Source organism: Streptomyces sp. NPDC008001 (genome assembly GCF_042958085.1).
In the GTDB taxonomy this organism is placed as follows: domain Bacteria; phylum Actinomycetota; class Actinomycetes; order Streptomycetales; family Streptomycetaceae; genus Streptomyces.
Genome location: NZ_JBIBIZ010000007.1, coordinates 484,285 through 509,328 on the forward strand (window position 1 = coordinate 484,285; position 25,044 = coordinate 509,328).

A 25,044-nucleotide genomic window follows, 5' to 3' on the forward strand; every position below is an offset into this window, starting at 1 on the left:
CTCCTGTCACGTGCGTCGAAAGGCTTGTGCGGGGTGTCAACGCCGGACGCCCTCCACGATCTTCCCTCGGTCGTCCCTCCGGCAGCCGGGCGTCGCACGGTCATCGTGACACGGGCACGCGCGGGTGGCCGGGAGGGTGCCGGGGCGGCTCCGGGTCTGTCACCTTCTTCGCGCATGGGGGTCCCGTTACTTCGCGCGTGGGGACGCCGGCCGGTGGGCCGGGGCGCCGCGCCCCTGCGACAGGGGCCGATCGGCCCTAGGGGGACACGAATGCCGCCCGTTTACTGTCGGGTGAGGCATGCGGACAGAGGCAGTGCGGACAAGGCAGTGCGGACAAGGCAGTGCGGACACGAGATCGGAGGCTCCGCGTGAACAGCGATACCGGCCGGCGGCTCTCCGCCGTCCGCCGTCCGGGCCGGGCGGACCAGGGCCAGGACCAGGACCGGGATCCGGACCCCGCCGGGCCGCGCCGTGCCATCGGCCTGGACCGCTTCGAGGCGCTGCGGCTCCTCGGCAGCGTCTCCCTCGGCAGGGTCGTCTTCACCCGGCACGCGCTGCCTGCCATCCGGCCGGTCAACCACATCGTGGACGGCGGGGACATCGTCATCCGCACCCACGAGGGCGCGGCCCTGGTCTCCCGCACCCGGGAGGCGGCGGACCTCGGCGTCGTCGTGGCGTACGAGGCGGACGCCATCGATCCCGTGACGCACCTGGGCTGGAGCGTGGTGGTCACCGGCTACGCCCGCGCGGTCGCCGACCCCGGGGACCTCACCCGCTACCGGGCCGCGCTGCGCCCCTGGGTGGACGGGACCATGGACTGCACCGTACGCATCCACCCGGAGGAGATCACCGCCGTCCGTCTCGTCCCCTGCGACGAGTAACGGTCCTTGGCGCCGCGGGGCCCGGCCGGTCCCGCGGCTTCGCGCACCCGTTCCCGGCGCGTCGCAGAGGGCGGTTACCGTGAGTCCTCGCAGGGCCTCCCGGCCCCGTGAAGCGCAAGGAGGGTGCCGGTGGACGGGGACGAGAAGCGGTCGCGCATGCCGCGGCTGCGCCTGGACGAGCTGCTGGACGAGCTCCAGGCGCGGATCGACGACGCGCGCGGCACCCGCGACCGGGTGCACAGCCTGCTGGAGGCGGTGCTCTCCGTGGGGCGGGAGCTCGATCTCACCCAGGTCCTGCGGAGCATCGTCGAGGCGGCGGCCGTGCTGGTGGACGCGCAGTACGCGGCGCTGGGCGTGATCGGTCCGGACGGCCGCACGCTGTCGCAGTTCCTGACCGTGGGCCTCTCGCAGGAGGAGATCGAGACGATCGGTCCCTTCCCTTCCGGCCACGGCATTCTCGGTGAACTGATCCGCAAGCCCGAGCCGCTGCGCCTGAAGGACCTCGGGACGCATCAGGCCTCCTACGGCTTTCCCGCCCATCATCCGCCGATGCACACCTTCCTGGGCGTGCCGATCCGGGTGCGCGAGGAGGTCTTCGGCAACCTCTACATGACCGACAAGCGCGGCGGAGCGGAATTCGACGCCGAGGACGAGGCGGTCCTCACCACGCTGTCCGTCGCCGCCGGCGTGGCCATCGACAACGCCCGCCTGTACGAGGCGTCCCGGAGGCAGCACCAGTGGCTGCAGGTCGCCGGGGAGATCACCAGCAGCCTGCTGTCGGGCACGGCGCGCCAGGACGTGCTGGAGCTGATCGCCGTCCGGGCCCGGGAGATCACCGGGGCGGTGGTGGCGGACATCTGCGTGCCCGTCCCCGGCACGGAACGCCAGGCCGAGTCCGGCACGGAACTCCAGGTCGAGCTGGCGATCGGGAGGGCGACCGAGGTGCGCGCCGGGCTCGTTGTCCCGGTGGCGGGCACGCTCTCGGGGCAGGCCTACGGCTCGCGGGCCCCGGCGGTCACCGCCGATCTGGCGGCCGACCCGCGGTACGCCGCCGGCCCGCGCCGCTTCGAGGGCCTGGGGCCGGCGGTCGCGGTGCCGCTGGGCACGGCGGCCGGGGCCGTGCGCGGCGTGCTGCTGCTGGCCCGTCCCGCCGGCCGGCCGGCGTTCACCGACGACGAGATCCGGCCGCTGGAGGTCTTCGCCGGACAGGCGGCTCTCGCGCTGGAGCTGGCCGACCGGCGGCGCGACGCCGAGCAACTGGCGCTGCTGGAGGACCGCGACCGCATCGCCCGCGACCTGCACGACCTGGCCATCCAGCGGCTCTTCGCCACGGGCATGACCTTGCAGAGCGCCGCCCGGCTCATCGACCACTCCGGAGCCGCGGAGCGCGTCACACGGGCCGTGGGCGATCTGGACGACACCATCAAAATCATCCGCTCGACCATCTTCGGGCTGCGGGCCAGGGACTCCGAGCCCAGCCCGCTGCTGCGCGCCCGCGCGGCGCGCGCGGTGGGCGAGGCTGCCGCTCACCTCGGCTTCCCGCCGCGCCTGAGCATGGAGGGCCTGCTGGACACCGATGTGCCCTCGCACGTGGCCGACCATGTCGTCGCCGTGCTCGTCGAGGCCCTGAGCAACGTCGCCCGGCACGCCCGCGCCACGCGCGTGGAGGTGGGCTTGCAGGCCACGGCCGACCGGGTGCTGCTGACCGTGGCCGACAACGGCGTCGGCATCCCCGGAGGCGGGCGCCGCAGCGGGCTGCGCAACCTCGCCGAACGGGCCGAGGCCGTCGGCGGCGGCCTGGAGATCGAGTCTCCTGCCGAGGGCGGCAGCCGCCTGGTGTGGACGGCGCCCCTCGGTTGTTCCTAGCCGCCCTGGTGCCCGTGCCCGGGGCGCGGAGGCTGCTGGTGCTCGGCGGCCAGCGCCTCGGTGGCGATCACGGCGGCCTGTACGCGCCGCTCGACGCCCAGCTTGGCCAGCAGCCGCGAGATGTGGTTCTTGACGGTCTTCTCCGCCAGGTACAGCTTCTGGCCGATCTGGCGGTTCGTCAGGCCCTCGCCGATGAGGGCGAGGATCTCGCGTTCGCGGTCGGTGAGGCCCGCCAGGGCCTGCGGCTGCTGCTTGCCCGTCTCCTCGCCGCGCAGCCGGGCCATCAGCCGGGTCGCGGCGCCGGGGTCGAGCATCGACTGCCCGGACGCCACCGTGCGGACCGCCGTCACCAGGTCGGTGCCGCTGATCTGCTTGAGGACGTAACCGGCCGCGCCGGCCATGATGGCGTCGAGCAGGGCCTCCTCGTCGTCGAAGGAGGTCAGCATCAGACAGGCGAGCCCGGGCATGCGCGAGCGCAGCTCCCGGCAGACCGCCACGCCGTCGCCGTCGGGCAGCCGTACGTCCAGCACCGCCACGTCCGGGCGCAGCGCCGGGACCCGGGCCAGGGCCTGTGCCGCGGTGCCCGCCTCACCGACGACCGTCAGGCCGGGTTCGGCGTCGAGCATGTCGTGGACCCCGCGCCGCACCACCTCGTGGTCGTCGAGCAGGAAGATCCTGGTCGTCCTCGGCTGCTCCGTGGCACTGTCCGGCATTCCCAGCACTCTCCATCACGCTCGTCCCGTCAGGTCACCCCCGACGGGTCCTGTCGTGCAGCGTGCCCCGGAACGGGCCCGTTCAGCCAGGGCCTAACGGCCCCATGAACCCGCGTACAGGCCCCATCCCGGTACTTCGGCCCGCCAACGCGAACGGCTGCCGCATGCCGGTCGGGCCCGGCCGGAGCCGGGCCCGGTCTGCGCCGCGCGGGCCCTCAGCCGAGAGCCGCGCCGAGCACCATGAAGCCGGTGACCGCAACGAGCAGCATGCCCATGAGCGGGGCCATGAACCGCAGGTACCGGTCGTAGCGGACCTTCGCCAGGGCCAGGCCGCCCATCACGACCGCCGACGTGGGGGTGATCAGGTTGATCCACCCCGACGCCGATTGGTAGGCGGTGACCACCACGGCCCGGCTCACCCCGGCGAAGTCGGCGAGCGGGGCGAGGACGGGCATGGCCAGGGCCGCGTGGCCCGAGGACGAGGGGACGAGGAACGCCAGCGGCAGGTTGACCAGGAACATCAGCACCGCGAAGAACCCGGACGACGTGCCCGAGACGACGTTGTGCAGCCCATGGAGGATGGTGTCCGTGATGCTGGCGTTGTTCATGATGACGGTGACGCCGCGGGCCAGCATGATGATCATCGCTGCCCCGATGAAGTCCCCGGCGCCGGCCACCACGGCCTCCGCCGTGCCCTTCTCGCCCAGCCCGGCGAAGAGCCCGACCGCCACGGCCGCCACGATGAACAGCGCTGCCAGCTCGGGGAAGTACCAGCCCAGTGTGGGCAGGAAGCCGACGCCGATGCCGGCCCAGGGGATCACCGCGAAGATCATGAAGAGGAAGGTCGCCGCGAACAGTCCCAGCACGATCCGCTGCCGGACGGTCAGCGGCTCGGCCGCGGCCTCCTGCCGGCGCAGCTCCTTGTCCTCCGGCAGTCCCTCCACCAGCGAGCGGCCGGGGTCCTTCCGGACGCGGTCGGCGTACCGCACGAGGTACCGGGCGGCGAGCCCGGTCAGCACCACCCACATCAGCAGCCGGAGGACGATGCCGTCGCCGGTGCCGATGCCGGCGCTGTCGGACGCCACGCCGGTGGCGAACGGGTTCACCGTGGAGGCGAGGGTGCCCACCCCGGCCCCCACCATGATCACGGCGGCGCCGGTCATCCGGTCGTAGCCGAGCTTCAGCACGAGCGGGACCATCAGGCCGTAGAAGCCGAGCGTCTCCTCGGCCATGCCGTAGGTGGTCCCGCCCAGGGAGAACAGCGCCATCAGGACGACCAGCAGCAGGGTCCGGTGCCCGCGCAGCCGCTCGGCCAGCCGGGCGACCCCGCGGGTGAGGGCGCCGGTCCGCAAGGTGACGGTGATGAAGGCGCCGACGGCCAGGACGAACAGGAACACTCCCGCCGCTCCGAAGAACGCCCCGTCACCGCCGGGCGCGGTCAGTCCGGAGTCCGCGTTCGTGACGCCGTACAGACCGTTCACCGGGGAGAGGAAGAGGTCCTTGAGCCGGCCCGCGAACCCCGTGGTGAGGCGGACCGCGTGGTAGGTGTCCGGAACCGGGGCGCCGTCCTTGGTGTCGTAGCGCCCGGCCGGCACGACGAACGTCAGGCCCCAGACGATGACGGTGACGGCCACGAGCACGGTGAAGGCGGACGGGAAGCGCAGCTTCCTTCTGCGGGAACCGTCGTCCTGCTCCGGGACGTCCTGCGGCTCCGGGGCGGTGCGCGGTGCGGTGCCGGTGCTCATGACCGCACCAGCGCTTCCCCGGCGACCGGTTCGAGCGGGCGCCCGCCGGGGGTGACCACCGTTCCGGCGGTGCCCTCCAGGATGGCCTGCGCGTCGGCGAGCGACCCGATGGCGGCCATGCCGCCGGTGAGCTCGACGAACCGGCACACCGCCTCCACCTTCGGGCTCATGGACCCCGCCGGGAAGTCCCCGGCACGCAACTGCCCGGGCGTGGTGTGCCCGATGGGCTCGGCCTCCGGGGTGCCCCAGCCGCGCATCACCTGCGGTACGTCGGTGAGCAGGAGCAGCGCGTCGGCGTCGAGGGCCTCGGCGAGCAGGGCCGCGGTGAGGTCCTTGTCCACCACGGCCTCGACCCCGGTGAGCTGCCCGGCCTCGTCACGGACGACCGGGACGCCGCCGCCTCCGGCGCACACGGCGACCGCGCCGGAGGACAGCAGCAGCCGGATGAGCCGGGTCTCGATGACGCGCTGCGGGGCCGGCGACGGTACGACCCGGCGCCAGTGGTCGCCGTCCTGCCGTACGGTCCAGCCGCGCTCGGCCGCCAGCCGCTCGGCCACCTCCTTGCCGTACACCGGCCCCACGAACTTGGTGGGATGCGCGAACGCCGGGTCGGCGCCGGAGACGAGAGTCTGGTTGAGCAGGGCGCACACCTGCCGGTCGGGAAGGGCGTTCTGCAGCGACTGCAGCAGCCAGTAGCCGATCATGCCCTGGGTCTCGGCCCCCAGGACGTCGAAGGGGTACGGGGAGGTGAGGCTCCGGTCCGCGGCACTCTGCAGGGCGAGCAGGCCGACCTGAGGTCCGTTCCCGTGGGTGATCACCAGCTCGTGGCGGTGGGCGAGGGGGGCCAGGGCGGCCACGGCCGCCCTGACGTTGGCGAGCTGCACGGCTGCGTCCGGCCGGTCTCCCCTGCGCAGCAGGGCGTTCCCGCCGAGCGCGACGACGACGCGCATGACTTCTCCTGAGGGAGCGATGGGTGGGGGCGGGGGGCGTCAGTCGCCGAGAGTGGCGACGAGGACGGCCTTGATGGTGTGCAGGCGGTTCTCGGCCTGGTCGAAGACGACGGAGTGCGAGGACTCGAAGACCTCGTCGGTGACCTCCAGGGCCGTCATCCCGGTGCGGGCCAGGATGCCGGCGCCCACCGTGGTCCCGTCGTCGTGGAAGGCGGGCAGGCAGTGCAGGAACTTCACCCGCGGGTTGCCCGTCGCCCTGACCATGTCCATGGTCACCTGGTAGGGCTTGAGGAGCCCGATGCGCTCGTCCCATACCTCCTTGGGCTCGCCCATGGAGACCCACACGTCGGTGTAGAGGAAGTCCACGCCGGCCACACCCTCCGCCACGTCCTCGGTGAGGGTGATCCGGGCGCCGGTGGACTCCGCGATGCGCAGCGCCTCCTTGACCACGCCGGGCGCGTTGCGCAGGCTCTTCGGGCCGGTCATGCGCACGTCCATGCCGAGCATCGCGCCGGTGATCAGCAGGGAGTTGCCGACGTTGTTGCGGGCGTCGCCGAGGTAGGCGAAGGAGATCTCGTGCAGGGGCTTGTCGGTGTTCTCCCACATGGTCAGCACGTCGGCGAGGGACTGGGTGGGGTGCCAATCGTCGGTCAGGCCGTTCCACACCGGCACGCCCGCGTAGTCGGAGAGTTCCTCGACGGCGCTCTGGCTGCTGCCGCGGTACTCGATGCCGTCGTAGAAGCGGCCGAGGACGCGGGCGGTGTCCTTGATGGATTCCTTGTGGCCGATCTGGGAGCCCGACGGCTCCAGGTAGGTGACGTGGGCGCCCTGCTGGTGGGCGGCCGCCTCGAAGGCACAGCGGGTGCGGGTGGAGGTCTTCTCGAAGATGAGGGCGATGTTCTTCCCGCGCAGGCGCTGCTGTTCGGTGCCCGCGTAGCGGGCGGCCTTCAGCCGGGCGGAGAGGTCGAGAAGGAAGCGGAACTCCGCGGGGGAGTAGTCGAGTTCCTTGAGGAAGCTGCGGTGGCGGAGGTTGAGAGCCATGGCCGGTTTCTCCTTCGGGGTGGGGGCGGGTCGGACGGGTCGGACAGGGCAGGCGGGTCAGACGGCGTCGCGTTCGACGGGGCAGCTCATGCAGCGCGGGCCGCCGCGGCCGCGGCCGAGCTCGCTGCCGCGGATGGTGATGACCTCGATGCCGCTGCGGCGCAGGTGGGTGTTGGTGGTGACGTTGCGCTCGTAGGCGACGACGACGCCCGGCTCGACGGCCAGGACGTTGCAGCCGTCGTCCCACTGCTCCCGCTCGGCGGAGTGGACGTCCTGGGTCGCGGTGAGGACGTGGATCGAGGACAGGCCCAGGGCGTCGGCGATCGCGTGGTGCATCTCCTGCGGGGCGTGGTCGGTGATGCGGAGCTTCTCGCCGTCCCCGCCCGGCTCGATGGTGACCGAGGGGAGCATGCCCAGGCCGGCGTACTGGGTGAAGGCGTCGCCGCTGACCATGGTCATCACGGTGTCGAGGTGCATGAAGCTGCGCTTCTTGGGCATCTCCAGGGCCACCACCCGGCGGGCGGAACCGGCGGCGAACATCCGCAGCGCCAGCTGCTCGACGGCCTGCGGGGTGGTGCGCTCGCTCATGCCCACGAGGACCGCGCCGTTGCCGATGACCAGGACGTCGCCGCCCTCGATGGTGGACGGGTGGCCGGCCCGGTCGCCGGACCACCGCTGGAACTCCTGCTTCTCGAAGAGCGGGTGGTGCTGGTAGACCGCCTCGAAGTGGACGGTCTCGCGCCGGCGGGCCCGCTTGCTCATCGGGTTGACGCTCACCCCGTCGTACACCCAGCAGGAGGTGTCGCGGGTGAAGAGGTGGTTGGGCAGCGGGGCCAGGACGAAGTCGTCGGGGGCCATGGCGTGCAGGCGGACGCTGGAGACGGCGCCGAGGCGGCTCATCAGCTCGCGCTTGGTCACACCGCCGATGAGGCTCCGGGCGAGCCCGGCCGGGTCCATCGCGTCGAAGGCGTCCCGCATGCGGTCGGTGGCCAGGGGGCCGAACTCCCGCTCGTCGAAGACCCGGTCGTGCACCAGGGCGCGGGCGGCCGGCCGGGCCAGGGCCTCGGTGAGCAGGTCCGTCAGGTAGTGCACGGTCACCCCGCGGTCCCGCAGGGCGTCGGCGAAGGCGTCGTGCTCCTCGCGGGCGCGCTTGACCCACAGCACGTCGTCGAAGAGCAGCTCGTCCTTGTTCGTGGGGGTGAGGCGCTTCAGCTCCAGGTCCGGGCGGTGGAGGATGACCTGCCGCAGCCGGCCGGCTTCGGAATCAACATGGAAGTTCATGACTTCTCCAGGGACGGGAGCGGCGAATGGCGGGCCACGGGCCGGGCGGCGGCCGCTCTCCGGGAACCGGTGGCCGGTGTTCCGGGCCTCCGGTCGAACAACTCCACCGTGTCACGCCGGCACCACCGTTCCCGGCCGCCACTGGGCCTCAACAGAGGCCCAGTGGTCCCTGCTTGAACAGGCCCCCTGCCTGCCGGGCGACCCGGGACCAACGGCCCTGCCCGTGCCCGCAGCGCACGGCCGGAGAGGACCCGGTCGGCCGGAGAGGACCCGGTCCCGCCTCGCGCCGGAGGAGCGCGGAAAGGGGCGTCGCCCTTCACCACCGCCAAGTCGCTCGGTGGTGAAGGGCAACGCCCCTCGCTGTACCGCTGCGGTCAGCGGCCGCCCGCCGGAGTCGCGTTGCGCGCGTAGTAGGCGCTGCGCATGATGTCCTGCATGTCGTCGAGCATCGGCATGCGCGGGTTGGCGGGGGCGCACTGGTCCTCGTAGGCGTTGAGCGCCTGCCGGGGGAGGGCGCCGAGGAAGACGTCCTCGTCGATGCCCAGCGCCTCGAAGGACGGCTCGATGCCCACCGCCTCGCGCAGGCGCTCGACGGCCGCGGCGTACGAGGCGACGCCCTCCTCGGGGGTGCCGGCCGGCAGGCCCAGGGAGCGGGCGATCTCCTGGAAGCGCTCGGGGGCCCGGTAGCTCTCGTACTTGGGCCAGCCGGTGAGCTTGCCGGGCACGGTGCCGTTGTAGCGGATGACGTGCGGCAGCAGGACCGCGTTGGTCCGGCCGTGGGCGATGCGGAACGTCGCGCCGAGGGTGTGGGCCATGGCGTGGACGATGCCGAGGAAGGCGTTGCCGAAGGCCATGCCGGCGATCGTGCTCGCGTTGTGCACCTTCTCCCGGGCCACGGGCTGCGCGGCCCGGTCCGTGACGGCCGCCTCCAGGTTCTCGAAGACCAGCTTGATGGCGTGCAGGGCGAGGCCGTCGGTGAAGTCGCTCGCGTAGACCGAGACGTACGCCTCGGTCGCGTGCGTCAGCGCGTCGAACCCGCTGTCCGCGGCCAGGGCCGGCGGCAGGTCCTTCGTGAGCAGCGGGTCGACGATGGCCACGCTGGGCGTCAGCGCGTAGTCCGCCAGCGGGTACTTGCGGCCCGTCGCCGGGTCGGAGATCACGGCGAACGGGGTGACCTCCGCTCCGGTGCCGGAGGTCGTCGGGATGCACACCAGCCGGGCCCGTTCACCGAGCTCGGGGAAGCGGAAGGCGCGCTTGCGGATGTCGGAGAACTTCTGCCGCATGTCGGAGAAGTCGACATCGGGCTGCTCGTAGAGCAGCCACATCACCTTGGCGGCGTCCATCGGGGAGCCGCCGCCCAGCGCGATGATGGTGTCGGGCCGGAACTCCCGCATCAGCCGGGCGCCGTGGCGCACCGAGTCGATGCTCGGCTCCGGCTCCACGTTGTCGATGATCTGGACGGTCACGGGCTCGGGCCGGTGCCGCAGGACCCGGGTGACGCGGTCGACGTAGCCCAGCCGGGTCATGGTCGCGTCGGTCACCACGGTGACCCGCCGGACGCCCGCCATCGACGCCAGGTAGCGGATCGCCTCCGGTTCGAAGTAGATCTTCGGCGGGACCTTGAACCACTGCAGGTTGTTCCGGCGCGAGCTGACGCGCTTGACGTTCAGCAGGTTGACGGCCGAGACGTTGTCGGAGACCGAGGTGTGCCCCCAGGAGCCGCAGCCCAGCGTCAGCGACGGCACCAGGGAGTTGTAGATGCCGCCGATGGCCCCTTGCGACGCGGGCGCGTTGACGATGACCCGCACGGTCCGCATCCGGTGCCCGAACTCCTCGGCGACCGCCGGATCGCCGGTGTGGACGACCGAGCTGTGCCCCTGGCCGTGGAAGGCGACCATGGCGGCCGCGAGGCCGAAGCCCTCGGCCCGGGTGCCGGCCCTCAGCACGGCCAGGACCGGGCACAGCTTCTCCCGGGTCAGCGGCTCGTCGGTGCCCACGTGCCCGGCCTCGACGAGGATGACGGACGTCTCCGCCGGTACGGTGAAGCCCGCCTGCTCGGCGATCCACGCGGGACTCCGGCCCACGACCGAGGGGTTCACCCTCGGCTCGCCGCCGGCGGACGGGCCGGCGGGGAACAGGAACTCCTCCAGCAGCCGCTTCTCCTCCGCGGTCGCCAGGTGGGCGTGCAGCCGGCGGAACTCCTCCACCGCCCGGTCGTAGATCGCGGCGTCCAGGATCACGGCCTGTTCCGATGCGCAGATCATGCCGTTGTCGAAGGACTTCGACAGCACCAGGTCGTTGACCGCCCGCCGGACGTCGGCGCTGTGGTGGACGTAGGCGGGGACGTTCCCGGCGCCGACGCCGATGGCCGGCTTGCCCGCCGAGTAGGCGGCCTTGACCATGCTGTTCCCTCCCGTGGCGAGGATCAGCGCAACCCCCTCGTGGTGCATCAGCAGCCGGGTCGCCTCCAGCGACGGCGTCTCGGTCCACTGGACGCAGGCCCCCGGGGCGCCCGCCGCGACGGCCGCGTCGCGGACGATGCGCGCCGCCTCGGCGCTGCAGTGCTGGGCGGCGGGGTGGAAGGCGAAGACCACCGGGTTACGGGTCTTGAGCGCCAGCAGCGCCTTGAAGACGGTGGTGGACGTGGGATTGGTGACCGGGGTGATCGCGCAGACGACGCCCACGGGTTCGGCGATCTGGACCATGCCGTCGGTGTCGTCGCGGGAGATCACTCCGACCGTCCGCATCCGGGACATGCTGTCCGTCACGTGCTCGCAGGCGAACATGTTCTTCGCCGCCTTGTCCTCGAAGACGCCCCGGCCGGTCTCGTCCACCGCCAGCCGCGCCAGGTGGGTGTGCCGGTCGAGTGCGGCCACCGATGCCTTGGCGACGATGTGGTCGACCTGCTCCTGGGTCAGGGACGCGTAGTCGTCGAGCGCCTTCAGCCCGTTCGTGACCAGCCGGTCCACCGCTACGGCGGTGTCGGAGGGCGCGTCGGCGGTGGCGGTCCGGGGTGCGGCGTCGTGTCGGTTCATGGAAAGGACTCCGTCGTGGTCAGTGCGCGGCCGGGCTGCCGGCGGCCTTACCGGGCGGCACTCGCACGGGCGCCGCTCGCACCTCCAGCCTTGCCCACGGCCCGCACCGCACCGAGGGCCCGAACGTCCCCGGCAAGGGCCCGGTGGTCCGCGGTCCGGCGAGCCCGGCGGGCCGGTCGGCCCCCTCCCGGGAAGGGGCCTGCTGCGGGACCGGTCGGCCCCTGTGCGGAAGCGGCCGGCGGGGCAGGCTGGAAGGGATCAACGCCGTCCGGTTCCGCGGCTCGTGAACGTTCCGCGGCGGCTCGGGAACCTTCCGCGGCGGCTCGCGGACACGTCCTGAAGGGACCGGCAAGAGAGGAGGACATCCCCATGCAGACGCTGACCGTCGGCGAGCTCATGACATCCCGTGTGGCGCGCGCACGCCCCGGGACATCCTTCGAGGGCCTCGTACGGTTGCTGCGCCGGCGCGGTGTCAGCGGCGTGCCGGTGCTCGACCGGGACGACAAGGTCGTGGGAGTGGTCTCGGAGAAGGACCTCCTGGAGTTCCGGGCGAAGACCCGGGAGGAGGCCGGGGAGGGCTGGGGCACGGCGGCGGAGCTGATGACCAGCCCCGCGATCACCGTGCACCCCGAACAGCGCGCGGTCGACGCCGCCCGCATCATGGACCGGCACCGCGTCAACCGGCTGCCCGTCGTGGACGAAGAGGACCGGCTCATCGGCATCGTCACCCGCGGAGACCTGCTGCGCCTGTTCCTGCGGACCGACGCCGCGATCCGCGCGGACGTCGAGGGCCGGGTGCTGTCCCGGACGGTACGGGGGAGCGGAGGGACCGTGCGCGTCGAGGTCCGCGACGGGGTCGTCGTGCTGGACGGCCAGGTGCCGGCCACCGCCGACATCCCCGGGGCGGTGCGGCAGGCGTGGCGGGTGGACGGCGTCACGGGCGTGGTCAGCCGTCTGCGCACCGGCCACGAAGGGAAGGCCACCGGCCCGGAACCACCCGCCTGACGCGGGCCGGCGGGCCGAGCGGTCCGGCGTGCGGTCAGTCCGCGCGCAGGCCGTGCGCCCGGAACTGCTGCCGTACCCGCCGCACGAGCGCGGCGTCCGGCGTGCGGGTGTTCCGCAAGGGGAAGGGCAGGCCCAGGGCCTCGTACTTGCCCGCGCCGAGCTTGTGGAACGGCAGGACGTCCACGCGGTCCACACAGGCCAGCCCCGCGACGAAGGCCGCCAGCCCGTCCACGTCCGCCTCCGCGTCCGTCCAGCCGGGCACGAGGACGTAGCGCACCCACACCCGTGTGCCCAGCGCGTCGAGGCGGCGGGCGAAGCGGAGCGTGGGGGCCGGCGCGCCGCCGGTCAGCCTGCGGTAGACGCGGCCGTCGAAGGACTTGATGTCGAGCAGCACCAGGTCGGTGGAGCCCAGCAGGGCGTCGCCGGCACGCGCACCGAGGTTGCCCGAGGTGTCCAGGGCCGTGTGCAGGCCGAGCTCCTTGCACCTGCGCAGCACCTCGCCGGTGAACGCCGGCTGCAGCAGCGGCTCGCCGCCGCTGACCGTCACCCCGCCGCCGGAGGCCGTCAGGAACGGCCGGCACGACTCGATCCGGGCCATGACCTCGTCCACGGTGACGGCCCGGCCGTCACGCATGTGCCACGTGTCGGGGTTCTGGCAGTACAGGCAGCGCAGGGGACAGCCGCTGGTGAACAGCACGAAGCGGGTCCCGGGCCCGTCGACACCCGTCGACAGGTCCCAGGAGTGGATCCGCCCGGCGGGCCGGGCGGAGTCCGCCCGGCCCGGGCACCGCGTCCGGCCCGTGCCGTTCACGCCGCTCCGTGGAAGGTGCGGCCGATCACGTCGCGCTGCTGCTCCTCGGTGAGCCGGACGAAGTTCACCGCGTAACCGGAGACGCGGATGGTCAGGTCCGGGTACTTCTCGGGGTGTTCCATGGCGTCTTCGAGGACGGCCCGGTCGAGGACGTTGACGTTCATGTGGAAGCCGCCGGACGCCGTGTAGCCGTCCAGCAGGCCGACCAGGTTGGTCACCCGGTCCTCGCGGTTACGGCCGAGCCCCTCCGGGGTGATGGTGGACGTCAGGGAGATCCCGTCGAGCGCCTGGTCGTAGGGCAGCTTGGCGACCGAGAGGGCGGAGGCGGCCATGCCGTGGCGGTCCCGGCCGTTCATGGGGTTGGCGCCGGGCGCGAAGGGAGCTCCCGCGCGGCGTCCGTCGGGGGTGTTGCCGGTGTGCTTGCCGTACACCACGTTGGAGGTGATGGTGAGCACCGACTGGGTGTGCTCGGCCCCGCGGTAGGCGGGGTGCCGGCGGATCTTCGCCATGAACGAGGTGACGAGGCCGGAGGCGATGGAGTCCGCCCGGTCGTCGTTGTTGCCGTAGGACGGGTAGTCCCCTTCCACCTCGTAGTCGACCGCCAGGCCCGTGGCGTCGCGGATCACCTTCACGCGCGCGTGCTTCACCGCGGAGAGGCTGTCGGCCGCCACCGACAGCCCGGCGATGCCGCAGGCCATGGTGCGCCGTACGGGGTGGTCGTGCAGGGCCATCTCCAGCCGCTCGTAGGCGTACTTGTCGTGCATGTAGTGGATGACGTTGAGCGCGTCGACGTATGTCCCCGCGAGCCAGTCCAGCATCCGGTCGTAGGCCGTGCGCAGCTCCTCGTGGTCCAGGTACTCGCCGGTCAGCGGGGACGCGGCGGGAGCGATCTGCTCGCCGGTCACCTCGTCCCGGCCGCCGTTGACCGCGTACAGCAGCGCCTTGGCGAGGTTGACCCGGGCGCCGAAGAACTGCATCTGCCGGCCCACCGTCATCGCCGACACGCAGCAGGCGATGGCCGTGTCGTCGCCGGTGCGCGGCCGCACGAGGTCGTCGGACTCGTACTGGATGGAGCTGGTGTCGATGGAGACCCGGGCGCAGTAACGCTTGAACCCTTTGGGCAGCGCCGGCGACCAGAGGACGGTCAGGTTCGGCTCGGGAGCGGGGCCGAGGTTGTACAGGGTGCGCAGGAAGCGGAAGGAGGTGCGGGTGACCATCGGCCGGCCGTCGGCGGCGATGCCCCCGATGGACTCCGTCACCCAGGTCGGGTCGCCGGAGAACAGCTCGTCGTACTCGGGGGTGCGCAGGAAGCGCACGATCCGCAGCTTGATCACGAAGTCGTCGACGAGTTCCTGCGCGCGCGTCTCGTCGATGCGCCCCTCGGCCAGGTCGCGCTCCAGGTACACGTCGAGGAACGTCGACGTGCGGCCCAGGGACATGGCGGCGCCGTTCTGTTCCTTGACCGCCGCCAGGTACCCCAGGTACAGCCACTGCACGGCCTCGTGGGCGGTGGCGGCGGGGCGGGAGACGTCGCAGCCGTAGCCGGCCGCCATGCGCGTGAGCTCCTCCAGCGCCCGCAGCTGCTCGGCGAGTTCCTCGCGGTCGCGGATCACCGCCTCGCCGGAGGGCACGCCGTCCAGCCGCGCCCGCTCGGCCCGCTTGGCCTCGATCAGCCGGTCCACCCCGTACAGCGCCACCCGGCGGTAGTCGCCGATGATCCGGCCGCGCCCGTAGGCGTCCGGGAGCCCGGTGATGATGCCGGCCTTGCGGGCCCGGCGCATCTCCGGCGTGTAGGCGTCGAAGACGCCGTCGTTGTGGGTCTTGCGGTAGGTGCCGAAGACCTTGGTGACGAACGGGTCGGGCTCGTAGCCGTAGGCGCGCAGTGCGTTCTCCACCATGCGCAGGCCGCCGTTGGGCATGATCGCGCGCTTGAGGGGGGCGTCGGTCTGGAGGCCGACGATCAGTTCGCGGTCGCGGTCGATGTAACCGGGGCGGTGCGAGGTGATGGAGGAGGGCGTCGCGGTGTCGACGCCGAGGATTCCCTTGCGCCGTTCCTCCGGGAACAGCGCGGTGACGGTGCTCCACACGGCGCGGGTCCGCTCGGTCGGGCCCGCCAGGAACGAGGCGCCCCCCTCGTACGGGGTGAGGTTGGAGAGGATGAAGTCCCTCACGTCGATCCGCTCCCGCCAGCGATGCCCGGCGAAGGCGTGCCATGCGCCGGCGGGGGCATCGCCGCCGGCGCCGGCCGCGGACTCGGTCACCATGGTCATCTCTGTCTCCGATCGTTCACGACGCCGCTCGCGGGCCGGCTGTGCGGGCCGGTTCCGGGGGCGGTTCCGGGAGCCGGTGCGGGGAGCCGGTTCGGGGGTGTCCCGCTGCCCCGATGCTCGTCGCCGCCGGTGGTGACGGGACAGGGCCCTGGGGTACCCGGAGCCCGACCGACCGGCCCCCGTGCCCGCTGCCGCGCGGGCCGCTGGTCCCGGCGTGGCGGGGACTTTCGGCCTTCGCGGCCGCGGCGGCCGCCGGTCGCGCCTCCGGTGCCGTTCGGCCCTGGCGCGGGCCGCGGAAGACGGCCAGTGTCGGCGTCGTGGCCCCGTGCACGGGACCGGACCGATGGAGGTGGGGATGACCGGACACATCGCGCCGCCCCGGCGGGTACGCCGGGAGTGGGCCGCACTCGCCGCCCCGACCGCCGCCCCGGCCCGGTTCGCGCCGCACCTGACCGACGGCCTGCCGGCTGCTGCACGCCGTGCCCGTCGTGTCGGGTTCCGGTCCCGACATCACCCGCAGCGCGGCCGGCCGTGTGGCCTGCGAGTTCCCCCTCGTACCCGCGGTGGCCGCGGGGCCCGCGGTCCGCTGGGAGCCGGCCGGTGACGACCGGCAGGCGGTGGCGCACATCCGCGTCGGCCCGGAGGAGTTCGCCGTGACGGTCCGCGTGTCACCCTCGGGCAGCCCGGAGTCGGTCTCCCTGCTCCGGTGGGGTGACCCCGGCGGACGCGGCTACGGGGAGCACCCGTTCGGCGCGGTCTTCGAAGGGGAGGCCCGCTTCGGTGACTTCACGCTGCCGCGTACGGTCCGCGCCGGCTGGTGGATCGGCACCGATCGGTGGCCCGAAGGGGAGTTCATCCGCTTCACCGTCGACGCGGCCGCGTACCGCTGAGGCCGTGCGGGGGGCTCACCCCGTGGCGTCGGCCAGCCACAGGTCCGGGCCGAAGACCTCGTACCTGATGTCGCGCGCCGCCACACCCGCTCGCAGCAACTCGGCGCGCACCGTTCGCATGAACGGCAGGGGCCCGCACAGGTAGACGCTCGCTTCCTTCGGCACATCGACGGCGCCGAGGCTCATGAGGCCGGTCAGGGCCGCCGGTTCCTCCGCACCGGGGTGCTCGTACCAGAACAGGGAGCGGGCCGCCGGCAGGGCGTCCACCAGCCGGTGGGTGTCGGTGCGCAGGGCGTGGCCGGCGGGGGAGCGGTCGGCGTGCAGGACGGTCACGGGGCGGGTGGAGCCGGTGGCCGCGAGGTGTTCGAGCATGCCGACCATGGGCGTGCAGCCGATCCCCGCCGACACCAGCAGCAGCGGCCGGTCGCTCCCGTCGAGCACGACATCGCCGAAGGGCGCCGAGAGGGTGAGTTCGTCGCCCGTCCGTACCGAGTCCAGCAGGAGGTTGGACACCTCGCCGTCGGGACGGCCCTCGCCTCGGACCCGCTTGACGGTGATCCGGCGCGTCTCGTCGCCGGGTGCGGAGGAGATGCTGTACTGGCGCAGCTGGTGAACTCCGTCCGGCATGCGCACGCGCACGCTCACGTACTGCCCGGCCCGGGCCCGCGGCGCCGGCCCGCCGTCCGCCGGGCGCAGCAGGAAGGACGCCGCCTCGGGGGTCTCGTCGCGCCGCTCGGCCACGGTCCACCGGCGCCAGGGGTGGTCCGGCCGCACCTGGGCCTCCAGGTAGAGCCTGGCCTCCTGGGCGATCAGGGCGCCGGCCATGAGCCAGTACACCTCGTCCCAGGCCGCCCCCACCTCGGGCGTCACGGCGTCTCCGAGCACGTCGGCGATGGCGGCGAACAGGTACTTGTGCACGATCGTGTACTGATCGTCGGTGACGCCGACCGCCGCGTGCTTGTGGGCGATGCGGCCGAGCAGGACGTCCGGGCGCGTGCGGGGGTCGGCGAGCAGCGCTCCCGCGAACGCGGCGATCGAACCGGCCAGCGCCCGGCGCTGCTGCCCGCCGGCCTGGTTGCCGCGGTTGAACATGCCGTCGAGCAGCTCGGGGTGTTCGGCGAACATGGTCGCGTAGAAGCGGGTGGTGATCTCGTCCAGGGCGCCGCCCACGGTGGGGAGCGTGGCGCGGATCACCGCGGCCGACTCGGGGGAAAGCATGAGTACTCCTAAGGAACTGTGGCCGGGTGGCCCGGGAGCCGTGGAAGCGGCCCACGCGATGACGCAAAGCCTGCGGGAGTGCGCTGCCGCGGCGCGCGGGGCCGAAGGCCTCCTTCCGGGGCCGGAGGGTCCCGGAGGATGCCGCGCGGGCCGGGACCACCGGTCCCGGCCCCGGGGCTGTCCGGCCCCTGCCGCCGTCGTACCGCCGTCCCGCGGGACGGCGGGCCGTCAGCCCGCCCAGGTCCAGTCGGCGACCTCGGGCATGTCGGTGCCGTGCGCGCGGATCCAGGCGTCGTGGCGGGTGCGGGCGTCGGCCATCGCCTGCCGTACGGACGCCGCGCGGACGCCCAGCCCGGGGACGCGGTCGATGACGTCCATGACGAGGCGGTAGCGGTCGAGGTCGTTGCGGACGACCATGTCGAAGGGCGTGGTCGTCGTCCCGATCTCCTTGTAGCCGCGGACGTGCAGGTTCGCGTGGCCGGTGCGCCGGTAGGCGAGGCGGTGGATGAGCCACGGGTAGCCGTGGTACGCGAAGACGACCGGCTTGTCGGGGGTGAAGAGGGCGTCGTACTCGGTGTCGGGCATGCCGTGCGGGTGCTCTTCGGCGGGCAGCAGCCGGGCCGGATCGACGACGTTGACGACGCGCACCGACAGTTCCGGCAGATGGTGGCGGAGGAGCTGGGCGGCTGCCAGCACCTCCAGGGTGGGGACGTCGCCGGCGCAGGCGAGGACGACGTCCGGGGCGCGGTTCCCGTCCTCGGTCCCGGCCCAGTCCCAGACGCCGGCGCCGCGGGCGCAGTGGGCGCGGGCCTCGTCCGGGCCCAGCCAGTCGAAGCAGGGTTGTTTGCCGGCGACGATGACGTTGACGTAGTCGCGGCTGCGCAGCACGTGGTCGGCCGTGCACAGCAGGGTGTTGGTGTCCGGCGGGAGGTAGACCCGTACGGCTTCGGGGCTCTTGCTGAGGACGTGGTCGATGAAGCCGGGGTCCTGGTGGGAGAAGCCGTTGTGGTCCTGGCGCCAGACGTGCGAGGTGAGCAGGTAGTTGAGGGAGGCGATGGGGCGGCGCCAGGGCAGCCGGCGGGTCACGCGCAGCCACTTGATGTGCTGGTTGACCATCGAGTCGACGATGTGGACGAAGGCCTCGTAGCAGGAGAACAGCCCGTGCCGGCCGGTGAGCAGGTAGCCCTCCAGCCAGCCCTGGCAGGTGTGTTCGGAGAGGATCTCCATCACCCGGCCGTGCCGGTCCAGGTGTTCGTCGGTGGGGACGGTCGCCGCCTGCCACGCCTTGCCGCTGGCGCCGTAGACGGCCTGGAGCCGGTTGGAGGCGGTCTCGTCGGGGCCGACCAGGCGGAAGTCGCGGCGTGCGCCGGTGGCTTCCATGACGTCCTCAAGGAGATCGCCCAGCACCCGGGTGGGCTCGTGCAGGGTGGCGCCGGGCTTGCCGACGGCCACGGCGTGGCGTTCCAGGGGCGGGAGGGGGAGCTCGCGCAGCAGGAGACCGCCGTTGGCGTGCGGTGTGGCGCCGAGGCGCCGGTCGCCGTCCGGCACGCAGACCAGCACCTCGGGCCGGGGACGGCCGTGCTCGTCGAAGAGCTCCTCCGGGCGGTACGAGCGCAGCCACGCTTCCAGCTGCCGCAGGTGTCCGGGGTCGTCGCGGACAGCGGCCAGGGGGACTTGATGGGCCCGCCAGGTGCCCTCGACCGGGAGGCCGTCGACTTCGGCGGGACCGGTCCAGCCCTTGGGCGTGCGCAGCACGATCACCGGCCACCGGGCCCGTTCGGCGACGCCCTCCTGGCGGGCGGTGCGCTGGAGCAGGGCGATCCGGTCGAGGGCGGTGTCCATGGCGGCGGCCATGGCCCGGTGGACGGCCATCGGCTCGTCCCCGGTGACGTGCAGGGGCTCGTGGCCGTAGCCGCGCAGGAGCTCGTCGAGTTCGGGCTCGGGGAGGCGGGCGAGGACGGCCGGATTGGCGATCTTGTAGCCGTTGAGGTGGAGGATCGGCAGGACGGCGCCGTCGTGGACGGGGTCGAGGAACTTGTTGGAGTGCCAGGACGCGGCCAGCGGGCCGGTCTCGGCCTCGCCGTCACCGATGACGCAGGCGACGACGAGGTCCGGGTTGTCGAAGGCCGCTCCGTAGGCGTGGGAGAGTGAGTAGCCGAGCTCTCCGCCCTCGTGGATCGAGCCGGGGGTCTCGGGGGCGACGTGGCTGGGCACGCCGCCGGGGAAGGAGAACTGGCGGAAGAGCCGTTCCATGCCCGCCGCGTCACGGCTGACGTCGGGGTAGGTGGCGGAGTACGTGCCTTCCAGCCACGAGTTCGCCAGGACCGCGGGGCCGCCGTGCCCGGGGCCCCAGATGCACAGGGCGTTGAGGTCGCGGGCCCGGATGACGCGGTTGAGGTGGGTGTGGACGAGGTTCAGGCCCGGGGAGGTGCCCCAGTGGCCCAGGAGGCGCGGCTTGACGTGCTCGGGGCGCAAGGGCTCCGTGAGCAGCGGGTTGGCCGTCAGGTAGATCTGCCCGACGGCCAGGTAGTTCGCGGCACGCCAGTGCGCGTGGAGCGCGTGGAGCTCCTTGTCGGTGAGGCCGGTGAGGCCGGTGAGATCGGGGTGTCCGGTGAGAGGGGCAGGAGGGACGAGAGGGGCGGGGTCGGTGACCGGTGCCGCCGTCGTACGGTTCTGCATGACCGTCTCAGCCCTTCCGCGGAGTGGCTGTCCGGGCCCGGCGGGGAGCGGCCGCCGCCGTGTCCTCCCCGGCGTACGAGATGCGCTGGTCGACCGATACGACCCCGTCCACCGTGCGGCACAGGCGCTCGATCACCGGAATCACGCTCCTGGCCTCCGCTTCCACGGTGCCGGTGAGGGTGACCTGACCCTCCGACACCGCGGCGGTCACCGCCCACGGCGCCAGCCCCATGGTCCGCTCCAGCAGGTCGCGTTCGATCTCGGAGCGGATGGCGGCGTCGTCGCGCAGGTAGATCCGGAGGACGTCCGAGCGGCTGATGATCCCGAGGAGCCTGAAGGTCTCGTCGACCACGGGCAGGCGCTTGACCTTCCGTGCCGCCATCACGCGGGCCGTCTCCACCATGTTCCACCCGGGCCGGGCACACACCGGGGGAGCGGTCATGAGCTCGCCGGCCCGTGCACCCCCGGCCTTCGCCCGTTCAGCGGGACGGATGTGCGGGAGGGGGAGGAGACCGAAGGGGTCGGGCAGACCGGCGGGTTTGTGCATCAGGTCGGCCTCGGAGACCACGCCGACCACCCGGCCGTTGCTGTCCACGACCGGCACGGCCGTGACGTCGTAGTCCTCGAGCTTCCTGACGATCTCCTTGAACGGTGTGTCCGGGTGCACGTGGACCACGTTCCGGGTCATGAGCTCGTCGACCGTGCGATGCTCCAGCATGTTCGGCTCCTCTGCATCCGGGTGTTCACCAACAGGCTGGTGCCCGGAGCCCGGTCCCGGCTTGGGCCGGTCGGCCCGGTGACCGGGGGCCATGGGTCCTCGGCCGTGTGGTGTGCAGGGGGCCGGGAGGTCAGGCGCGTACGGTGTACCAGGCGCCGACGCCGCCGCAGCCGCCGCTCATGAACGTGGTGCTGCGGTAGCCGGGCGGGATGGGCGAGCCGGAGCAGGTCCACATGCCGTTGCGGACGAGCTCGTGGTACCAGGCGCCGATGCCGCTGCAGCCGGTGCGCTGGTAGTTGGTCGTGACGTAGCCGGGCGGGATGGGGGAGCCCGAGCAGGTCCAGCGGCCGTTGCGGGCCAGCTCGTGGTACCAGGCGCCGATGCCGCTGCAGCCGCCGCGGTCGTACCGGGTGATGACGTAGCCGGACACGATCGGCGAGCCGGAGCAGGTCCAGATGCCGTCCTTCACGGGCTGCTGGTACCAGGCGCCGATGCCGTTGCAACCCGAGCGGTCGTAGCCGGTGATGACCCAGCCGGCGGGGACGGGAGCGCCGGAACAGGACCACTTGCCCGACAGCCGCCAGTCCGGGGCCGGTGCTGCGGTGGCCGTGCCGGCGGCGGCGGTGCCGGTGAGGGCGGCCGCGATCAGTGCGACCGCCCCCACGGCGGCGGCGATGCGGCCCCGGACCGCCGCCGTCTTCGATCCGAGGTACGCCAAGGGTCTGTTCATGTCCGTCCCGTCGTCGTGGTCACTTCGTGCCTGACGAGGGGAAGGACACCGGAGAGCACCACGAATGTCAGCCCGTCCGGCACTGAGTGTGAGAAGGGCGTCACTGCCGCGTGAACAGCGGTCGTGGCGGCCCCGGCGTGGTAGGAGCCGGGGGTGCCGGGGCCGGGCGGCGGCCGGGCCCGCGAGCGGGTCCGGTCAGGAGGACGCGCCGAAGTTCTGCGTCCACCACGGGCCGTTCGACGCGAAGTTGATGCCCACGCCGATCTCCTTGAAGGAGCAGTTGAGGATGTTGGCGCGGTGGCCGGGGCTCTTCATCCAGCCGTCCATGGCCGTGCGGGCGTCCCTGGGGCTCTTGAAGATGTTCTCGCCGTACGTGCTCCAGTGGTATCCGGCGGCGGTGATCCGGTCGCCGGGGCTCTTGCCGTCCGGGCTGGTGTGGTCGTAGTAGTCCCGGGCGGCCATGTCGTCGGAGTGGCCCTGGGCCGCCGCCTGCAGCTTCGCGTTGACGGAGACCGGTGAGCAGCCGGCCTTCGCGCGCTCGTCGTTGACCATGTCCACGACCTGCTGCACGTACGTGCCGTTCGCGCCGCCGGCCCGGGTGCCGCCACCACCGGCCGAAGGCTTGCGATGGCTGCCGGAGCCGTTGCTGCCGCTGTCGTTGTTGCCATCGCCGTTGCCCCTGCTCGTCGACGGCGCCTCTCCGGTCTTGGCGGACGCCCGGTCGCCCGGCTTCTCCGCGGCCCGGCTCCCGCTCTCGGTACCGTCCTTCTTCTCCTGGCCCTGGCTCTCCTTCGAGGCCTTCGCGGCCTTCGAGACGCTCGCGCTCGGAGACGGACTGGGCTTGCCGGGAGCCGACGGACCCCCCGCCGCCAGGGAGAGGGGGTCCTTCGACGGCTCCGTCGTCCGGTCCGCGGCCGGACCGGAATCCGCCGGAGCGCTCGCGTGGGTCTCCCCGCCGCCCGACAGCGACTGGGCCACGCCGTAGCCGCCGCCCACGACGGCTATCAGCCCCACCGTCCCGCCTATGACCATGGCCCGCCGGGGGCGCCGGCCACGGTGGCGGCGCGGGTGCCGGGCGCCGTCGGATGCCGGGTCGAGCGACGGAGTCTGGGGTTCACGATTCACGTGGATCACTTCCGGTGTCGGGTCACTGCGTACTGGTCCAACACTCAGGAGACGCCCGGAACGGAACCCGATAACAGAAATTCGTGAACTTCCTCGATGAGCCTCTTGTCAGTGCCGTTGAGCCTCTTGTCAGTGCCGTGTGGCAAGGTCGTCGCACTGGCACGGAGGGGACCGGGACCGAACGGACCGGGACCGAACGGAACGAGGAGTTCGCGATGACGGGGGCCTGGGACGAGGCGCGCGTGGTGGAGCTGGCACGGCGGCTGAGGACGGCGGAGACCGGCGGCTGGAGCGGACCGGCGCTGCGGGCAGTGGTGGAGAGCCTCGGCTGGGAGTGGCGCGACGGCCCCGCCGGCCCGCAGTTGGCCACGGATCCGGAGGCGGAGGCGTGCCCGCGGCGGACGCCCCGGCTGCGCCCGGTGGACCGCTTCGAGAAGGACTACGTGCACGGCGGCGCGGAGTACGTGGGGCTGTACGTGCCCGTCGCGCTGCCGGAGGGCGGTGCGGCGGGCAAGGCCGAGGCCTTCCGCGCGGTTGCCGAGGCGCTGACGCAGGAGTTCGGCCCCGCCCCCGTCATGGGCGCGTACGGCGACCCCGGCCCCTTCTACGACTCCGCCCCGCTGTGGGGCAGCCCCTTCCTCCGCTGGCGCGCGCCGGAGAACACCCTGGAGCTGCACGCCGGCGAGCACGGCCCCGAGCTGCTGCTCCAGCCGACCGACCCGGTGGAGAACTGGTTCTGGCGGCAGGGGCACGGCGAGGACTACGCCCTCGGCGGGTTCTTCGGTTCCCGCCGCACCCCCGCCAACGCGGGCCTGGGCTTCCCGGGCCGCTGGCGCACCGACGACTGGGACGTCTTCTCCCGCGCCCTCGGCGACTTCCTCCACACGCTCCCGGCCGAGACCCACGCCCTCGGCATCGAGCTGGACCTGGGCTTCCACGCCCTGGTGCCCGGCACCTACGGTCCGGTCCTCTTCCACCTCGTGTGCGGTGACCGGCTGGAAATCGCCTACGAACCGGTGCGGACCGGAGACGGCGTCACCGACCCCGCCTCCTTCGGCTGGATCCCGCACACCACCCGCCCGGCCGCCCTGGACCACTGGATCGAAGCGCCCTACCACTCGGGGGACTTCGGCATAGGCGAGGCGGACGGCCCCCGGCTGGCCCGGATGATGGTCGGCACCCTGCGCGACCTGGGTGTCTCCTCCCCGGAGGACCTCAGCCTGAGCGACCACGCGCAGCGGGTGGGGGACTACCACGTCGACTACTACGGCCTGACCCTGCAGGAGAACCCCTGACCGAGACGCCGCCGTGGCCATCGCTCACGGCGGCGGGCCGGTCGCGACCGGTCTCAGAGCCAGCCGAGCCGGGCCGCCTTCAGGCCGGCTTCGAAGCGGCTGCGGGCGCCCAGGCGCTCCATGATCGAGGCCGTCATCCGGCGGGCCGTGCGCGGTGAGACGTGGAGCTGCGCGGCCGCGGACTCGTCGGTGTGGCCCTGGGCGATGAACGAGAGGAGGGCACGCTCGGGCTCGCCCAGGGGCTCGGCCGGGGCTCCCGGTGGGCGGTGAGCGGGGTGGACACCGCGGTCCAGGGCGGGGGCGTCATTGCGCCGGGCCGCTTCGAGGGCGGCCGGCGACTGTTGGTTCCACCGCGAGGAAGCGGCCCGGGGCGTCGGAGGACTCCTGGATGAGCCGGAGTTCGAACGTCGAGTCAATGCGCGTCGACCCGTGCGGGGACCGGGCCGGTCCGTACGGGGTCCCAAGGCCTGAATCCGACGGGTGCCGGGCGGAACGACGGGCGGACGGCGGTCCGGGTTCCGCCGCTCCGGTGTCCTGTCACAAAAATTCGGAAAAGTATTTCCGGACGCCTTGCCTGAAAGTCACGGAAAGCATGTGACCGGTCACGCAAAAAGCTCCCGCGGCATGTTCACGTCGAAAGAAAAGAGCAGGTCAGGGGCCGATTGGAGAACGGTCCGCCGATTGTCGTACGATGACGCGCGTCGCTTTTGCGTCCTCGGTGATCTCGTCGCAAGTGAGCCCGGACCACCGCTGATCGAATTTCTCTTTGGCGCGCGGCTGAATTCCGCTCA

19 protein-coding genes are annotated in these 25,044 nt (G+C 72.6%); 5 read left to right on the top strand and 14 right to left on the bottom strand.

The window, feature by feature from the left end:
- The first annotated feature begins 476 nt into the window (after positions 1-476).
- Together ACFZCD_RS21185 and ACFZCD_RS21190 are read left to right on the top strand one after the other, a co-directional pair.
- The gene (locus tag ACFZCD_RS21185) at positions 477-881 is read left to right on the top strand and encodes a pyridoxamine 5'-phosphate oxidase family protein (protein WP_391833142.1); all 405 of its coding nucleotides are present in this window, start codon (positions 477-479) and stop codon (positions 879-881) included.
- A gap of 156 nt (positions 882-1,037) precedes the next feature.
- Positions 1,038-2,747, top strand: coding sequence for a GAF domain-containing protein (locus ACFZCD_RS21190; RefSeq protein WP_391833144.1), 1,710 nt, complete (start codon positions 1,038-1,040; stop codon positions 2,745-2,747).
- On the opposite strand, the gene ACFZCD_RS21195 is transcribed toward ACFZCD_RS21190, so the two are convergent.
- The 6 genes from ACFZCD_RS21195 to adhE all read right to left on the bottom strand — a co-directional run bounded on the left by ACFZCD_RS21195 (position 2,744) and on the right by adhE (position 11,512).
- Positions 2,744-3,460 (bottom strand): response regulator, encoded by a 717-nt coding sequence (locus ACFZCD_RS21195; protein WP_391833017.1) that lies wholly within the window; start codon positions 3,458-3,460, stop codon positions 2,744-2,746. The genes ACFZCD_RS21190 and ACFZCD_RS21195 overlap by 4 nt on opposite strands.
- A 215-nt stretch (positions 3,461-3,675) precedes the next feature.
- On the bottom strand, positions 3,676-5,205 hold the full coding sequence (locus ACFZCD_RS21200) for a YfcC family protein (RefSeq protein WP_391833019.1): 1,530 nt from the start codon (positions 5,203-5,205) through the stop codon (positions 3,676-3,678).
- Positions 5,202-6,155, bottom strand: a complete 954-nt coding sequence (locus tag ACFZCD_RS21205; RefSeq protein ID WP_391833021.1) for a carbamate kinase — start codon at positions 6,153-6,155, stop codon at positions 5,202-5,204. Before ACFZCD_RS21205 ends, ACFZCD_RS21200 begins: the two co-directional genes overlap by 4 nt.
- A gap of 39 nt (positions 6,156-6,194) precedes the next feature.
- Positions 6,195-7,196, bottom strand: a complete 1,002-nt coding sequence (gene argF / locus ACFZCD_RS21210; RefSeq protein WP_391833023.1) for an ornithine carbamoyltransferase — start codon at positions 7,194-7,196, stop codon at positions 6,195-6,197.
- Positions 7,197-7,253: 57 nt separating this feature from the next.
- The gene (locus ACFZCD_RS21215; protein ID WP_391833025.1) at positions 7,254-8,477 is read right to left on the bottom strand and encodes an arginine deiminase; all 1,224 of its coding nucleotides are present in this window, start codon (positions 8,475-8,477) and stop codon (positions 7,254-7,256) included.
- 374 nt (positions 8,478-8,851) lie between these two features.
- The gene (adhE, locus tag ACFZCD_RS21220) at positions 8,852-11,512 is read right to left on the bottom strand and encodes a bifunctional acetaldehyde-CoA/alcohol dehydrogenase (RefSeq protein WP_391833027.1); all 2,661 of its coding nucleotides are present in this window, start codon (positions 11,510-11,512) and stop codon (positions 8,852-8,854) included.
- A gap of 369 nt (positions 11,513-11,881) precedes the next feature.
- Between adhE and ACFZCD_RS21225 the strand changes: the two genes are divergently transcribed.
- Complete coding sequence (locus ACFZCD_RS21225) at positions 11,882-12,517, top strand: CBS domain-containing protein (RefSeq protein WP_391833029.1); 636 nt, start codon at positions 11,882-11,884, stop codon at positions 12,515-12,517.
- 34 nt (positions 12,518-12,551) lie between these two features.
- On the opposite strand, the gene pflA is transcribed toward ACFZCD_RS21225, so the two are convergent.
- On the bottom strand, positions 12,552-13,328 hold the full coding sequence (gene pflA / locus ACFZCD_RS21230; RefSeq protein WP_391833031.1) for a pyruvate formate-lyase-activating protein: 777 nt from the start codon (positions 13,326-13,328) through the stop codon (positions 12,552-12,554).
- A complete protein-coding gene (gene pflB, locus ACFZCD_RS21235; RefSeq protein WP_391833032.1) occupies positions 13,325-15,598 on the bottom strand; it encodes a formate C-acetyltransferase in 2,274 nt (757 codons plus the stop codon). The genes pflA and pflB overlap by 4 nt, the downstream gene beginning before the upstream one ends.
- Before the next feature lie 470 nt (positions 15,599-16,068).
- On the opposite strand from pflB, the gene ACFZCD_RS21240 reads away from it, so the two are divergent.
- Entirely contained in the window at positions 16,069-16,488 is a 420-nt protein-coding gene (locus ACFZCD_RS21240) for a DUF6920 family protein (RefSeq protein WP_391833146.1), read from the top strand.
- 15 nt (positions 16,489-16,503) lie between these two features.
- Here ACFZCD_RS21240 and ACFZCD_RS21245 read toward each other — a convergent pair whose 3' ends face one another.
- The 5 genes from ACFZCD_RS21245 to ACFZCD_RS21265 form a co-directional block, all read right to left on the bottom strand.
- Positions 16,504-17,706, bottom strand: a complete 1,203-nt coding sequence (locus tag ACFZCD_RS21245) for a globin domain-containing protein (protein ID WP_391833034.1) — start codon at positions 17,704-17,706, stop codon at positions 16,504-16,506.
- Between the two features lie 228 nt (positions 17,707-17,934).
- The gene (locus tag ACFZCD_RS21250) at positions 17,935-20,385 is read right to left on the bottom strand and encodes a phosphoketolase (protein WP_391833036.1); all 2,451 of its coding nucleotides are present in this window, start codon (positions 20,383-20,385) and stop codon (positions 17,935-17,937) included.
- Between the two features lie 7 nt (positions 20,386-20,392).
- Positions 20,393-21,100, bottom strand: a complete 708-nt coding sequence (locus ACFZCD_RS21255) for a CBS domain-containing protein (protein WP_391833148.1) — start codon at positions 21,098-21,100, stop codon at positions 20,393-20,395.
- Positions 21,101-21,233: 133 nt separating this feature from the next.
- Positions 21,234-21,833 (bottom strand): hypothetical protein, encoded by a 600-nt coding sequence (locus ACFZCD_RS21260; RefSeq protein ID WP_391833038.1) that lies wholly within the window; start codon positions 21,831-21,833, stop codon positions 21,234-21,236.
- Between the two features lie 195 nt (positions 21,834-22,028).
- Positions 22,029-22,958, bottom strand: coding sequence for a CAP domain-containing protein (locus ACFZCD_RS21265; protein WP_391833040.1), 930 nt, complete (start codon positions 22,956-22,958; stop codon positions 22,029-22,031).
- A 215-nt stretch (positions 22,959-23,173) separates the two neighbouring features.
- Between ACFZCD_RS21265 and ACFZCD_RS21270 the strand changes: the two genes are divergently transcribed.
- The gene (locus tag ACFZCD_RS21270; RefSeq protein WP_391833042.1) at positions 23,174-24,253 is read left to right on the top strand and encodes a hypothetical protein; all 1,080 of its coding nucleotides are present in this window, start codon (positions 23,174-23,176) and stop codon (positions 24,251-24,253) included.
- A 53-nt stretch (positions 24,254-24,306) separates the two neighbouring features.
- Here ACFZCD_RS21270 and ACFZCD_RS21275 read toward each other — a convergent pair whose 3' ends face one another.
- A complete protein-coding gene (locus ACFZCD_RS21275) occupies positions 24,307-24,669 on the bottom strand; it encodes a response regulator transcription factor (protein WP_391833044.1) in 363 nt (120 codons plus the stop codon).
- Positions 24,670-25,044 lie beyond the last annotated feature (375 nt).